A 14618-nucleotide genomic window follows, 5' to 3' on the forward strand; every position below is an offset into this window, starting at 1 on the left:
GGCTACTCCAGCCTTACACGCGGATCGACCAGCGTGTATGAAAGGTCAGTCAGGATCAGGCCGATGATGTAGAGCACCGACCCGATGAACACCATCGCGCGCACGACCGCAAAGTCCTGCGCATTGATCGCATCGATGGTGTAGCTGCCGAGGCCGGGGATGGCGAAAAAGGACTCGACCAGCAGACTGCCCATGAACAGCAGCGGGATGACCACGACAACGCCGGTGAGCACCGGAATCAGGGCGTTGCGCAGAACATGGCCGAACAGCACCCTGAGCTCGGACAAGCCCTTGGCGCGGGCGGTGCGCACGTAGTCCCGCGAAATCTCCTCGAGGAAGATGGTCCGGTACCAGCGCGCACTCGACCCCAGACCGGCGATCACGCTGATGAGAACCGGCAGCACCAGGAAGCGGAAGGCGTCCAGCCCGCCTGCGTAGCCCGAAATCGGCACCAGCGCCCAAAGCTTGGACACCAGCCACTGCCCGCCGATGATGTAGAACAGGCTCGAGACCGACATCATTGCCACGCACAGCACCACGCCCCAGAAGTCGAGGTAGCTCGCGCGAAGGAAGACCAGCAGCAGGGCGAAGGTGATCGATGCAAACAGGCTCAGCAGGAAGGTCGGCAACGCAATGGCAAGCGAAGGCCCCATCCGGTCCAGAATCTCGGTGGCGATATCACGCCCGTCGTCTGCGCGCCCGAAATCGAGTGCGAACATGCGCAGCGACTTGTCGAAGAACAGGGTTTCGGTAATACGGGCCGTCCCGGTCCTGGTATCGTTGATGAACATCGGCTTGTCGTAGCCGCGATCAACCTTCCAGCGCTCGATCGCCTCCGGGGTTGCACGCTTGACGCCAATCTGCATTCGCGCCATATCGTCCGGCGAGTTCACCACGAAGAAAAGCAGGAAGGTGATCAGATTCACCCCGATCAGGATCGGGATCGCATACAGCAATCGGCGCAGCACGTAGCCCAGCATCAGCGCGCCCCCCGCTTCACAGCTACATCCACCGCCGTGGCCCGTTCATGCCGCCGCCAGTGCAGCAGCGCGGGCAGGATGATCAGCGCCAGCAGCAGCCCGACCACGGCGAGCGGCCAGCGCACAGGCTGGTTCCACTGCGCACGCGCCTGTTCGCGGGCGGCCACGTCCACTCGCTGGTACTTGAGCGTGTTGCGGACGATCGAACCCGGCTTGCGGTTGTACACCCAGCCATGCTGCAGCGAATAGGACTTGGGGTGAAAACCGAACAGCCACGGCGCATCGTGCTGCAGGATCGCGACCATGCGGTCGATGACGGCCTGCCGCGCAGGCCCGTCCGGCATCACCTTCATGCGGTCGAACAGGCGGTCGTACTCGGGGTTTAGGTAGTTCGATCCGTTCTGCCCCTGATAGCTGACCTTGCCCTGGGGGCCGTAAAGCAGGAACAGCAGGTTCTCGGGGTCGGGGTAATCGGCGTTCCAGCCAAAGAAGAACAACTGCGCATTGCCCTGACGCACCTTGTCCTGGAAACGATTGTAGTCGGTGGGGCGCACGATGAACTGCACACCAAGTTCGCGGAACTGCTTGGCCAGCCAGTCCGAGCGCGCCTTGTCACCAAGCCCGCCCGGGGTCGTGTCGAGATGGATGATCAGCGGCTCGCCGGTCTCCGCGTTGCGCCCGTCCGGCCACCCCGCCTCCGCCAGCAGGCGTTTCGCTTCGTCACGGCTGCGGCGCACCGGCGCGCCGTCTTGCCAGGTGTAGACCACCGGGTTGATACCGGCTTCGCCCTCACGCGCGCCGAACACGCCAGGCGGAATCGGATGCATCGCAGGCACACCGCGCCCGTTGAGAAAGATGGATACGAACTCTTCCATGTCGAGCGCGATCGAGATTGCCTGCCTCAGTTTGCGGGCGCGCTCGCGCGCAGCCGGCGAAGCATCCTTGCCACCACCGACAAGCGGATCAAGGAGATTGAATCCCAGGTAGAAGACCGCGGGCGATACCGAGGTCAGCAGCCTGATACCCTTCTGCTCCATGTCCTCGGACAGGTTCACTTCGCCCTGGCTGGTCATTGTCACCGCCTGATCGAAGTTGTCCGAGGACACGCCAGAAGCGTCGTAATAGCCCTGCAGAAACTTGTTCCAGTACGGAATGCCTTCGCGTTCGCGCGAGAACACGACCTTGTCGACAAAGGGTAGCGGCTTGCCGCAATCGGCCAGCAAACCCGCCTCGGCATCGCCTGCCTGACCTTCGCAAGGATAGCGATCGAGCCTGAAGTTGGGATTGCGGGCGAGCACCATGCGGGAATTCGGATTGTTTTCCACCAGCATGTAGGGCCCTGTACCCACCGGCCAACGATCGAGCGACAGATTGCGCTCCGCCATGCCGGGCTGCCCGAAGAAGCGATCCACCTCGGGTGGAACAGGCCCGAAGAATGGCATGCTCAACCAGTAAAGGAACTGCGGATAGACGCCCTTCAGACTGATCCGGTAGGTGTAGCGGTCGACCACCTCAACCCCGGCAAGCTCGAAATCCCCGACGTCGATCCAGCCACTGGATGTTTTCCCGGCCTCGACCAGTTCCGCCTGAAGGGTCTTGAGGCCAGGCAGATACTCTGCGATCAGCTCGAAAATCGGCGAATGAAGATGGGGGTCTGCCAGCCGCTTCAACTGATGAACAAAATCTCCCGCCTCCAGCTCGCGCGTCCCGGTCTCGGCAAAATCGGACAGCGTACGCACGCCACGTAGCGCCGCATCGTCCAGCCCCATGTAGCGGGGGGCAGCCGTGTCGTCACGTGCGAAAGCCGGATGGGGCTGATACATGATGCCCGGACGGATGCGGATCTCGACCACGCTCTTCGCTACCCTGGCGGGATCTGCATCACTCTTCAGTTCGCGGCCACCTGCATCGTAGAACCGCACACCTGGCACCGCCTCCGCCACGGCCGGCTCCAGCACATAGGGACGCTTCAGGAAGTGATACTGCAGTGGGGGCTCGATGATCTGATAGAGGAAGGTTGCTTCGTCCTCACTGTAGGACTGCACCGGGTCGAAGTGCTTCGGCTGCTGGGTGAACGCCGTGTACAGGATGTTCTGGCCGCGTTCGGCCGCCGGGTAAGGGTCGTTCAACACGGGGCCGCAGCCTGCCGCAAGCACGCACAGCAGCGCTGCAAGGCCGCGGGGCCGCCTCCGGATCCAGGTCAGCGCCAATGGGATGATCGATCCTGAAATCACGTATGCCGGTCTCGTGCCATCAACTCAGAACGTAGCGCGCATCGGGCAGCATCGCAGGTGCAGGGACCTCGCCCAGCATCTCGCGCAGACTGGCTTCGATGCCGGCAGTCATCGCGTCAAGCGGGAGGTCGTTGGGCATGTTTCCGAAAGGCTCCTCAATTTCGTCACTGAGCGCTTCAAGCGCAAAAAAGGTGTAGGACACGAAGGCCACGACAATCGGCGTCATCAACCCGATGCTGTCGACGAGCCCGAAGGGCAGCATCATGCAGTAAAGGTACACCGTACGGTGAAGGATGACCGAGTAGGTAAACGGCAGGGGCGTACTGGCAATGCGCTCACAGCCTCCGAGCACATCGGAGAAACCGCCCAGGGGCGTTTCCATGCGTTGCGCAAGGATCGGTTCGATCTCGCCGCGCTCCCGCCGATCACGCACCCATTCAGACAGCCACAAGAGCACAAGACTGGGCGCGAACCGCGCTGAAGCCAGTCGCTCGATACGCTCCTTAGGAATCAGCCCGTCGAGACCTTGCGCCCGCGGGAGACCGCGCAACTGGTTTCGCAGCGTCCGCACGAACGCAATCTGGGTCAGGGCAAACTCACGCACACCCTCACCCGCACTGGTAAGCGTCAGCGCCTGCCGGGTCAGGTTGCGTGATTCGATCAGCAGTCGGCCCCACAGCTTGCGTGCCTCCCAGTAACGGTCGTAACTGGCGTTGATGCGAAAACCGAGAAAGATTGCGAGTGCGACGCCCATCAGCGAAAACGGACTGGAGGTCAGCGTCACCTTCCAGTGGAACAGTTGCCCGTGTGCCAGCACGACCACGCCTGCAAGGCCGGTGGTGAACAGCAGCTGCGGAAAAATGCGGTAAATGATGGAGCCGTGGCGAACGAACAACAGGTGAAGCCAGTGGGGACGAGGACGAACGATCACGATATATGGGGCGCACAGCCCGGTGAATGGGAGGGTTACAGCCCCGATTCTGGCAGGTTTTCGGCTGAAGGCGGCAACTCACTTGTAGCCGTTCTTGTCCTTGAGGCGCCCATCTCCCTTCCGCAGAGGCTGTTTTCGCTATAATCTCGCGTTCTGTCATTCGGAGTTTTGATTCCATGGGCTTTCTCGCCGGTAAACGGATCCTCATCACCGGGCTGCTGAGCAACCGTTCGATTGCTTACGGTATTGCCAAGGCCATGCATCGCGAAGGCGCACAACTCGCGTTCACCTACGTGAATGACCGTTTTCAGGACCGTGTCGCCAAACTCGCCGCAGATTTCGACAGCACGATGCTGTTTCCCTGTGACGTTCAGGACGACGAACAGATCAATGATCTGTTCGTGCAGCTGGGTGCGCAGTGGGACGGACTCGACGGCCTGGTGCACTCGATCGCCTTTGCGCCGAGCGATGCGCTCGAAGGTGACTTCCTGGACGGATTCACCCGCGAAGGCTTCCGCCTGTCGCAGGAAGTCAGTGCCTACAGCTTCCCCGCGCTGGCCAAGGCTGCGCGTCCGCTGATGAAGGGGCGCAACGGCGCCCTGCTCACGCTGTCCTACCTGGGCGCGGTTCGCACCATGCCGAACTACAACATCATGGGCCTCGCAAAAGCCAGCCTGGAAGCCTCCGTGCGCTACATGGCGGTCTGTCTCGGACCTGAGGGCACACGCGTGAACGGCATTTCGGCCGGCCCGATCAAGACCCTTGCCGCATCAGGCATCGGCAGCTTCGGCAAGCTGTTGTCGTTCAACGAACACAATGCTCCGCTGCGCCGCAACGTGACCATTGAGGAAGTGGGCAACGCCGCCGCCTTCCTGTGTTCGGATCTCGCAAGCGGCATGACCGGCGAGATCATGTATGTGGACGCCGGATTCAACACCACCGCCCTCGGCAACGCGGATCCGATGTAACACCGAAACATGTCCGGCACCAAAGCCCGGACATGTGCTCGCTGCAGTCGCAAGAAAGCCCGGTCGCAGATGCGCCGGGCTTTTTTTATGCGCGCCGGGGGCGCCATATCCCGTCATGCCGATACTCGATATCGCCGATGGTGCACGTTCAGCGCCCGCCCTCGTTCATCCCGTCAGCTGACAGTGGACATCCGCCGCATCAAGCTCGCCTGGCTCCGAAACGAACAGGGGGCCAAGCGCCGTTAAGCGCTCAGCCCCCTGACGGGACGCTTTTCTCGACGGGCAACAAACCGTGCCCCCCGATACTCAAGACCCGCTACCCTGAAGTGCAGGTAGCGGCGCGCCCTTAATTGGTCTGCACAGCAGGCAGATTGATTGAAACCTCGTAGCGCCGGCGAAGCTCGGCAACCAGACCGGCGAAGTCACGTTCAGCAAGTACGCGTGAATACTGACTCACGACGGCCGCAACCCGGGGGTCGTCGGCTGCAAGCGTCGGGCGGTTGATCGACTCAATACGATAGATTGAGTAACCCTCACCAAACTGGGCGACACCCGCATAGGCCGGCAGCTTCACGCTCGAGGCCGAGAACACCGCCTGCATCGCATTGCCCGGCAGCGCAGGTGCGCCGCGCTGCAGCTTGCGCGTGGCAAGCCACTCGCCGTCGACCGACTCGCCCTTCTGCAGCGCAGCCAGTGCGGCCGCACCGGCCTCGGCAGCCATACGGCCCGCCTCTTCGGTGATCAGCTGCTTCTCGATCGCAGACTTCACCTCTTCCAGCGGCGGGCGCTGAGCGGCCTCATAGTCCGTGACACGGGCGGAGATCAGGGTATTGCCACCCACTTCGATCGCCTGCGTATTGCGGCGATGCTTGACCGCATCATCGGAAAACACGGCCTCGATCAGCTGTGCGTTGCGATGGGTGCCGAGAGCTTCGGCGTCACGGGGCACCCAGTCGCTCTTCTGAATCGGCAGCTTGAGCAGGTCGGCGACCGGCTTGAGGCTGTCAGCCTGCTCGTAGACGATGTTGGAAAACTGCTCGGCCAGCTCCGCGAAGCGGCGTCCTGCCGCCTGCTTGCTCAGCTCGGCACGCAGTTCTTCACGCACGGCCTCGAACGGACGGGTGCTCTCAGCGCGAATGTTGCTGACCTGGATGATGTGGAAGCCGAAGTCGGAGCGAACCACTTCACCGATCTCACCCTTGGCCTGGGAGAAAGCCGCATCCTCGAACGCCTGCACCATCATCCCGCGGCCGAAGTAACCCAGGTCGCCACCACGCGATGACGAGCCCGGATCCTGCGAAAACTCCTCGGCAAGCGCTTCGAACTGGCTCGGGTCCTTCTTCAGGCGGGCGCGGATATCGTCAGCCTGAGCACGCGCCTTCTTGACCGTCTCTTCGTCCGCATCGGCCGCGACCTGGATCAGGATGTGACGTGCCTGACGCTCTTCAGGCTGACCGAAGCGACTGCGGTTCTCCTCATAGAAGGCCTTGATCTCTTCGTCGCTCACGCTGACCTGCTGCTGCAGTGCGGCTTCATCGAAAACCACGTACTCGACCTTCACCCGGGCCGGGCGCTCGAAGCTCGCGCCGTTGGCATCGTAGTATTTCTGCACCGCTTCGTCGGTCAGCTTCACTTCGCTCGCGAAGCGGCTGACCGGGAATTTCAGCTCGCTGACCTCACGCTCTTCAAGCTGCGCCGAGAGGAAGCGCGAGGCCGACGCGACCGCAGCGAACGAGCCCTCACCCACCGGCAGAGCCAGCTGCTGAACCCGTACGTCCTGAGCCAGACGAGCTTCGAACATCGCTGGCGTCATCCCCTGGGCACGCAGCAGCGCCTCGTAACGCTCGAGCGAGAAGCGGCCGTCCTGCTGAAACGAAGGCACTTCGGAAATGGTCTGCTGCAACTGGGCGGGCGTCACTACCAAGCGGTTCTCTGCCGCATAAAGTGCAAGCACCCGGCGATTGACCAGGTTCTCGATCACCGCGCGACGCAGGGCCTCGGACTCAAGCAGACTGCGATCCACCGGACCGTCGGAGGAATTGCGCAGGCGGTCCTGCTGCTCGCGCAGCGCCTGGTCGAACTCCACCGCCATGATCGGCGTGCCACCGACAGTTGCAACCTCGCCCCCGCCCGGTCCGTCCGTAAAGTACGAATCCAGGCCGAAGAAGGCGAAGGGAACGATAAGAAGGGCCAGAATGACCTGTGCGACGCGTGGGTTGGTGCGGACAGCCTCGAACATCTCGATTTCCGTGAAAACTAAAAAATGGGGTGGCCAAAACCGGTGAGGCTTGCGCCAGAGGCGGGAGTGTAGCGCATCCTGGCCGATGGCTGACTGCATGACCGCGACCGGCAGCGCTCGCTCAAGGCCACGCACTCGCAAATTGCTGTTGCGACCCGGCCCCGCGGGATGCTATCTTCCGCCACGTTGCGCGGGAGAGCACTCTCCCGTAGAGAGTCGCCGAAGGCGTAACCCCCCGGAATCGCTCAGGCAAAAGGACCGCGCACAGCATGGAAATTCTGGAGAGCGATGTGAGTACGTGCGAGAGCCGGCTGCACATCCACCGAAGGGGCACCCGGCACACCGTGCTGGAATCTCTCAGGTACAAGGGACAGATGGGGCGAACAGGCATCATGCCGGCTTCGCCCCTTTTTTCGTTTACTTGCCCGGAGCCTCCATGAACGCACCCGTCAGACAGACCCCTCTTCACGCCACCCATGTCGCCGCAGGCGCTCGCATGGTCGACTTCGCCGGCTGGGACATGCCGGTCAATTACGGCTCGCAGATCGAAGAGCACCATGCAGTGCGTCGCGACGCCGGCATGTTCGACGTTTCGCACATGCTGTCGCTCGATCTCGATGGCGCTGACGCCACCCCCTGTCTGCGCCGCCTGCTCGCCAACGACGTCGCCAAACTCAAGGAACCGGGCAAGGCGCTGTACTCGTGCATGCTCAATGAGAACGGTGGCGTGATCGACGACCTCATCGTCTACCGTCTGTCCGACACCACTTACCGCATCGTGGTCAACGCCGGCACCGCCGACAAGGACGTGGCCTGGATGCGCAAGCAGATTGCAGGCACCGGCGCCAACGTCAGCCTCAATGCCCGCCGCGATCTGGCCATGATCGCTGTGCAGGGTCCGAACGCACGTGAGAAGACCTGGCAGGCGCTGCCCGCACTGCGTGCCGCGAGCGAGCCGCTCAAGCCCTTCTCGGGCGCAGCCATCGGCGACATCTTTGTCGGCCGTACCGGCTACACCGGCGAAGACGGCTTCGAGATCGCACTGCCTGCCGACCAGGCCGCGGCAGCCTGGGTCGCCCTGACCGCTGCGGGCGTTGCGCCCTGCGGGCTCGGCGCACGCGACACGCTGCGCCTTGAGGCCGGCATGAACCTTTACGGCCAGGACATGAACGAAGAAGTGTCGCCCTTGAACGCAGGCCTGAGCTGGACCGTCGATTTCAAGGACGAGTCGCGCGATTTCGTCGGCAAGGCAGCACTCCTTGCCCAACCTGCCAGCCGTCGCGTGCTGGGCCTCATTCTCGAGGACAAGGGTGTGCTGCGCTCGCACATGAAGGTGGTCACGCAAGCCGGTGAAGGCGAAACCACCAGCGGCAGCTTCTCGCCGACGCTGGAAAAATCGATTGCGTTCGCCCGCCTGCCGCTTGAAGTCGAAGCCGGCGACGCCGTCGAAGTCGAGGTGCGGGGCAAACTGCTCAAGGCCCGCGCCGTTCGCCTGCCCTTCGCACGCAACGGCAAGGCCGTCGCCTGATTTACGATTGCTGACCGGCCATGCGCCGGCCAGCCAATCTCACCACCATTCCGCAGCCCCTCGTTTCCGCCATTTCTTTTCGCATTGCGAACACATCCTGGAGATTCCCATGAGCAACGTCCCCGCTGATCTCAAGTACACCACCTCCCATGAATGGATCCGCGTCGAAGCCGACGGCAGCCTGACCATCGGTGTCACCGACCACGCTCAGGAAGCGCTCGGCGACGTGGTCTTCCTCGAACTCCCCGAAGCCGGTCGCCAGCTTGCAGCCAAGGAAGCCTGCGCAGTGATCGAGTCGGTCAAGGCCGCCTCCGACATCTACGCACCAGTCGCCGGTGAGGTCATCGCTGCCAACCAGGACGTTGCCGATGCGCCCGAGAGCGTCAACGCCGACGCTTACAGCGCCTGGCTGTTCAAGCTCAAGCCCGCCAATGCAGCCGATGTTGACGGCCTGCTCGACGCGGCCGGCTACACCGCCGAAACCGCTCAGTAAGACGCCTCGGCAGACACCGCCAGGTGTCTGCCAGCCGCTCCGCACCACCTTGCCAGCCGTATCCGACATGACAGACACCCTCCTCTCCGCCCCGCTTGCGCAGCTTGAGCAGCGCGATGCCTTCATCCATCGTCACATCGGCCCCAATGCCGACGAGATCGCTCAGATGTGTGCAGCCATCGGCCTGCCCGACGTCGATGCCCTCATCGAGCAGACGGTTCCGGCCGCCATCCGCCTTGAGGCGCCGCTGCCGCTGGCCGAGCCCCAGCCCGAGCATGTTGCGCTGGCAGCCCTGCGCAAGCTGGCGGAGAAGAACGTCGTCAAGCGCTCGATGATCGGCGCCGGTTACTACGGCACCCACACGCCCGCGGTGATCCTGCGCAACGTGATGGAGAACCCGGGCTGGTACACCGCCTACACCCCGTACCAGGCCGAGATCGCCCAGGGCCGTCTCGAGGCACTGCTGAACTATCAGCAGATGGTGATCGACCTCACCGGGCTGGAGCTGGCCAACGCCTCGCTGCTGGACGAAGCCACCGCCGCAGCCGAAGCCATGACCATGGCGCGCCGCGTATCGAAGTCGAAATCCAACGCCTTCTTTGTCGATGCGGCCACCTTCCCGCAGACCATCGACGTGGTGCGCACCCGTGCGCATTTCTTCGGCTACGAACTCGTGTTCGGCGATGCGGCCAGCGCCGGCGAGCACGATGTGTTCGGCGCGCTGCTGCAGTACCCGAATGCTCATGGCGCAGTTGCTGACCTTGCGGCCCCTATCGCTGCACTGAAGGCGAAAGGTGCCGTCGTTGCCGTGGCCTCGGACCTGATGGCGCTGGTGCTGCTCAAGAGCCCGGGCTCGCTCGGCGCCGACATCGCGCTCGGCTCGGCCCAGCGTTTCGGCGTGCCGATGGGCTTCGGCGGCCCGCACGCTGCCTTCTTTGCCACCCGTGAGGCGCATGTGCGCTCGATGCCGGGCCGCATCATCGGCGTGTCCAAGGACGCCCGTGGCAATACCGCGCTGCGCATGGCACTGCAGACCCGCGAGCAGCACATCCGTCGCGAGAAGGCCAACTCCAATATCTGCACCTCGCAGGTACTGCTGGCCAACATGGCCGGCTTCTACGCGGTCTACCATGGACAGCAAGGGCTGAAGACCATCGCTGCGCGCATTCACCGCCACGCTGCCATCCTCGCCGAAGGCCTGCGTGCTGCCGGCTTCAAGCTCGCAAGCGCAAGTTTCTTCGACACCATTGAAGTCGATACGGGTGTTCACACCGCGCAGATCCTGACCGCCGCAGACACCGCCGGTTACAACCTGCGTCATGCGTCGGCCACCTCGATCGGTGTATCGGTCGATGAAACCACGACCCGGGAAGACATTCAGACCGTGCTGGGCTGCTTCGGCGCCACCGCCAATGTCGACGCGCTCGACGTCAGCGTCGCACAGGCTGGCGGCGCCATCCCGGCGGGCCTGTTGCGCACGGACGCGGTGCTCTCGCACCCGGTGTTCAACACTCACCACACCGAACACGAGATGCTGCGCTACCTCAAGAAGCTGCAGAACCGCGACCTCGCGCTCGACCATTCGATGATCTCGCTCGGCTCCTGTACGATGAAGCTGAACGCCACCAGCGAGATGATTCCGGTGACCTGGCCGGAGTTTGCCAATCTGCACCCCTTCGCGCCGCGTGAACAGGCAACGGGTTACCTGCAGATGATCGAAGGGCTGGCCGACTACCTGCGCGCCGTGACCGGCTTTCCCGCAATCTGCATGCAGCCCAACTCGGGTGCGCAAGGCGAATACGCCGGTCTCGTCGCCATCGCCCGCTACCATGCCAGCCGTGGCGACACCCAGCGCAAGGTCTGTCTGATCCCGAGATCCGCGCACGGCACCAACCCTGCCACCGCACAGATGTGTGGCATGAAAGTGGTCGTCGTGGACTGCGACGAGCGCGGCAACGTCGACGTGACTGACCTCAAGGCCAAGGCCGCCCAGCACAGCAATGAACTGGCCGCGCTGATGATCACCTACCCGTCGACACACGGCGTATTCGAAGAGTCGATCCGCGAGATCTGCGCCGTCGTGCATGAAAATGGCGGCCAGGTGTACATGGACGGCGCCAACCTCAATGCGCAGGTCGGCCTCACCTCGCCCGCCTCCATCGGTGCCGACGTGTCGCACATGAACCTGCACAAGACCTTCTGCATTCCGCACGGCGGTGGCGGCCCGGGCATGGGTCCGATCGGCCTCGCGGCCCACCTCGCCCCCTTCATGGCCGACCACGTCGTCGCCCCCACGGGCGAAGCGGAGCGCGAGCACAAGGGCCAGGGCGCCGTCTCTGCTGCACCCTTCGGCTCGGCCAGCATCCTGCCGATCTCGTGGATGTACATCGCGATGATGGGCGGCAGTGGACTCAAGCGCGCGACCGAAGTGGCGATCCTCAATGCCAACTACCTCGCCAACCGACTCGGCGCGCATTACCCGGTGCTCTACACCGGCAGCAAGGGTCGGGTCGCGCATGAGTGCATCCTCGACATCCGCCCGATCAAGGCCGCGACTGGCATCACCGAAGTCGATATCGCCAAGCGTCTGATGGACTACGGTTTCCATGCACCGACCATGTCCTTCCCGGTCGCGGGGACGATCATGGTCGAGCCGACCGAATCCGAGGATCTGGCCGAGATCGACCGCTTCATCGACGCCATGATCGCGATTCGCGAGGAAGTGCGTCAGATCGAGAACGGCACCTGGGGGGCGGACAACAACCCGCTCAGGAACGCACCGCATACACAGGCGGACGTCATGGGCGACTGGGATCGACCCTACACCCGCGAGCAGGCAGTCTTCCCGCTGGCCTGGGTGGCCGAGAACAAGTTCTGGCCGAGCGTCAATCGCATCGACGACGTGCATGGTGACCGGAACCTGTTCTGCGCCTGCGTGCCGATGAGCGACTACGCTGACTGATCGCGGTCCGACCCTGCTTCCGGGTTAGAATTCACGCGCTTCGCAACGAAGCCACGCCCTTGGGCGTGGCTTTTTTGTGTCCCACTTGCAACCCCCTGCTCATCACCTTCTCACCGAAAACCGGCTACCGATGACCTCACCCAGCCCGACCCGCCGATCGCTCTGGATCGCCCTGCTGATCACCCATCTCGCCGGACTTGCAGCACTACTCGCCTGGGTGACGTCGGAAACCCGCCCGGTGCCGATGCACGACCTCCAGCTTGCCGGTGGCGAGCGGCTGAAATGCGTGTCGTACGCCCCCTATCATCGCCCCGGCCAGACGCCGTTCGACCCGGAGGCGGTGATCTCGCGCGAGCAGATCGCGGACGACCTGGCTGCGCTGGCGAAAATCACCGAGTGCGTGCGCCTGTATTCGGTAGACCAGGGCCTCGATCAGGTGCCTTCGGTTGCGCGCGAGGTCGGCATCAAGGTGCTGGTCGGGGCATGGATCGGCTACGACCGCAAGAAGAATCAGATCGAACTCGACCACGCAATCAAGGTGGCCAACGACAATGCCGATGTGGTCACGGCGCTGATCGTCGGCAACGAAGTCCTGCTGCGACGTGAGCGCACCGTAGATGAGATGCGCGAGCACATCACCTATGCGCAGTCCAGGACGGAAGTGCCCGTCACCTATGCCGACGTGTGGGAGTTCTGGATTCGTAACGACAGCCTTGCCGACGCGGTCGACTTCGTCACCGTCCACATCCTGCCCTTCTGGGAAGACGAGCCGGTCGATATCGAAAAGGCCATCCTGCACGTTGCCCAGATTCGCACGGAAGTCGGCGAGCACTTCAAGGGCAAGGACATCCTGATCGGCGAAACCGGCTGGCCCAGCGCCGGGCGTCAGCGTGAGGAGTCGAAGCCGTCCCGCGTCAATCAGGCGCGCTACATTCGCGAATTCATCCACCAGGCACACGCCAGTGGCTGGAACTACAACCTGATCGAGGCCATCGACCAGCCCTGGAAACGTCGCCTCGAAGGCACGGTCGGCGGATTCTGGGGCATGCTCGATGCAGAGACCCTGAACGCCAAGTTTCCGCTTTCAGGCCCGGTTGCCGAGCGCGATGACCTTGCCACGCCGATTGGCGGAGCCGCAGTCGGTGCCGTGCTCGCCCTGCTCCTTGCTGTCGTGTCGCGCGCTGGCAAGCCCTCGCTGCTGCGCATCGCAGCGCTGACGCTGAGCGGCGCAACGACCGGTCTGCTTGCGGTGCTGCACTGGGAGCATGCGCACCTCGCCTACCGCGACGCCACAGAATGGATCGTGCTCGGCGCCGTGGCCGTCGCTGCTGCTCTATCGACCCTCGCGCTGGCGTGCTGGCAAGGGACAGCCCTGCCACGCGCGGAAACGGCGTGGGCTGCGCTGCGTCGCGGCGACCTTTCTGCCGCCAACGCGCTCGGGGCGCTGCGTGGCGTACTGCTGTTCGCAGCCGCCATCGCCGCACTGCTGCTGTTCGCCGATTCGCGCTATCGCGACTTTCCCACCCTGCTCTATCTGGCGCCGGCGAGCGTTTACGGCGTGATCGCGTGGTGGAGTCCGGCTGCAGGACGCGCCGAACGCGTCTGCGCCGCGCTCATCGTCCTCGCCGTCATCGGTCGCTGGCTACCTGAGCCCGCCAACCCGCAGGCCATCGCCTGGCTGCTCACCGGCCTCGTATTCGCCCTGCCCGCGCTTGCGCGGTCGCAGCAACACGAGCAGTGACAGCAACCCGCCGACTGCAGCGTAATCGTAGCTGTACAGCAGCAGGCCACCGATACCGCTCAGCCAGCCTGCCCAGGCAAGCCTGCGGCAGGACAGCATGAAGGCGAGGCCGCCACAGACCAGGCTGAACCAGCCCATGCGCTGCTGGTGGAAGGTCTGCACCAGCAGCCACTTCAGCGTACATGCAAGGCCACTGTCCTGCCCGGGTGCGGCGCAGTCGCGCGGCAGCAAACCGTTCTCGATCACCCCGTAACGCAGCCCCGCTGCAATCAACAGCGCGGCAAGGCCCGCAACGAGCACCGACCGACCGCCATGTTTGAACAAATTATTACCAATCACCCGGCTTTTCCCTTACAAATCAATCGTAATGCGCCCGCAATACGTCCTGTTGCAAATCAGCCCCCAGAGAATCTCCTAAGGGACTGAAATACTGAATAAAATGCTGCCCGTTGAAGCTGGAACGGACGGCGTGGATTCTGTCACATAAGCCGGGCCCGGAGTGCATTTGCGCAAGCGCGCCTGATGACACACTTCAATTCGGG

10 protein-coding genes and 1 riboswitch are annotated in these 14618 nt (G+C 63.4%); of the genes, 5 read left to right on the top strand and 5 right to left on the bottom strand.

Going from position 1 to position 14618, the window contains the following annotated elements:
- Nucleotides 1–2: 2 nt before the first annotated feature.
- The 3 genes from CEW83_RS05175 to CEW83_RS05185 form a co-directional block, all read right to left on the bottom strand.
- Nucleotides 3–980 carry an ABC transporter permease gene (locus CEW83_RS05175; RefSeq protein ID WP_108948382.1) on the bottom strand — a complete coding sequence of 326 codons (978 nt, stop codon included), beginning with the start codon at nucleotides 978–980 and terminating at the stop codon, nucleotides 3–5.
- Complete coding sequence (locus CEW83_RS05180) at nucleotides 980–3112, bottom strand: ABC transporter substrate-binding protein (RefSeq protein WP_332871101.1); 2133 nt, start codon at nucleotides 3110–3112, stop codon at nucleotides 980–982. The genes CEW83_RS05175 and CEW83_RS05180 overlap by 1 nt, the downstream gene beginning before the upstream one ends.
- 121 nt (nucleotides 3113–3233) lie before the next feature.
- On the bottom strand, nucleotides 3234–4145 hold the full coding sequence (locus CEW83_RS05185) for a bestrophin family protein (RefSeq protein ID WP_108948383.1): 912 nt from the start codon (nucleotides 4143–4145) through the stop codon (nucleotides 3234–3236).
- A 176-nt stretch (nucleotides 4146–4321) separates the two neighbouring features.
- Between CEW83_RS05185 and fabI the strand changes: the two genes are divergently transcribed.
- A complete protein-coding gene (gene fabI, locus CEW83_RS05190; protein WP_108948384.1) occupies nucleotides 4322–5113 on the top strand; it encodes an enoyl-ACP reductase FabI in 792 nt (263 codons plus the stop codon).
- A gap of 346 nt (nucleotides 5114–5459) precedes the next feature.
- On the opposite strand, the gene CEW83_RS05195 is transcribed toward fabI, so the two are convergent.
- Nucleotides 5460–7352, bottom strand: a complete 1893-nt coding sequence (locus tag CEW83_RS05195; RefSeq protein WP_108948385.1) for a SurA N-terminal domain-containing protein — start codon at nucleotides 7350–7352, stop codon at nucleotides 5460–5462.
- Nucleotides 7353–7533: 181 nt separating this feature from the next.
- Nucleotides 7534–7623, top strand: a riboswitch (glycine riboswitch).
- A 165-nt stretch (nucleotides 7624–7788) separates the two neighbouring features.
- Between CEW83_RS05195 and gcvT the strand changes: the two genes are divergently transcribed.
- The 4 genes from gcvT (at nucleotide 7789) to CEW83_RS05215 (ending at nucleotide 14076) form a co-directional block, all read left to right on the top strand.
- Nucleotides 7789–8880 (top strand): glycine cleavage system aminomethyltransferase GcvT, encoded by a 1092-nt coding sequence (gcvT, locus tag CEW83_RS05200; protein ID WP_108948386.1) that lies wholly within the window; start codon nucleotides 7789–7791, stop codon nucleotides 8878–8880.
- 109 nt (nucleotides 8881–8989) lie between these two features.
- A complete protein-coding gene (gene gcvH / locus CEW83_RS05205) occupies nucleotides 8990–9373 on the top strand; it encodes a glycine cleavage system protein GcvH (protein ID WP_108948387.1) in 384 nt (127 codons plus the stop codon).
- Nucleotides 9374–9440: 67 nt separating this feature from the next.
- Nucleotides 9441–12335: an aminomethyl-transferring glycine dehydrogenase gene (gene gcvP, locus CEW83_RS05210; protein ID WP_108948388.1), complete on the top strand. Its 2895-nt coding sequence runs from the start codon at nucleotides 9441–9443 to the stop codon at nucleotides 12333–12335.
- 130 nt (nucleotides 12336–12465) lie between these two features.
- Nucleotides 12466–14076, top strand: coding sequence for a beta-1,6-glucan synthase (locus tag CEW83_RS05215; protein ID WP_108948389.1), 1611 nt, complete (start codon nucleotides 12466–12468; stop codon nucleotides 14074–14076).
- Here CEW83_RS05215 and CEW83_RS05220 read toward each other — a convergent pair.
- Nucleotides 13978–14415 carry a hypothetical protein gene (locus tag CEW83_RS05220; protein ID WP_234418999.1) on the bottom strand — a complete coding sequence of 146 codons (438 nt, stop codon included), beginning with the start codon at nucleotides 14413–14415 and terminating at the stop codon, nucleotides 13978–13980. The genes CEW83_RS05215 and CEW83_RS05220 overlap by 99 nt on opposite strands.
- Nucleotides 14416–14618: the final 203 nt, after the last annotated feature.

Source organism: Parazoarcus communis, assembly GCF_003111645.1.
Classification (GTDB): domain Bacteria; phylum Pseudomonadota; class Gammaproteobacteria; order Burkholderiales; family Rhodocyclaceae; genus Parazoarcus; species Parazoarcus communis_A.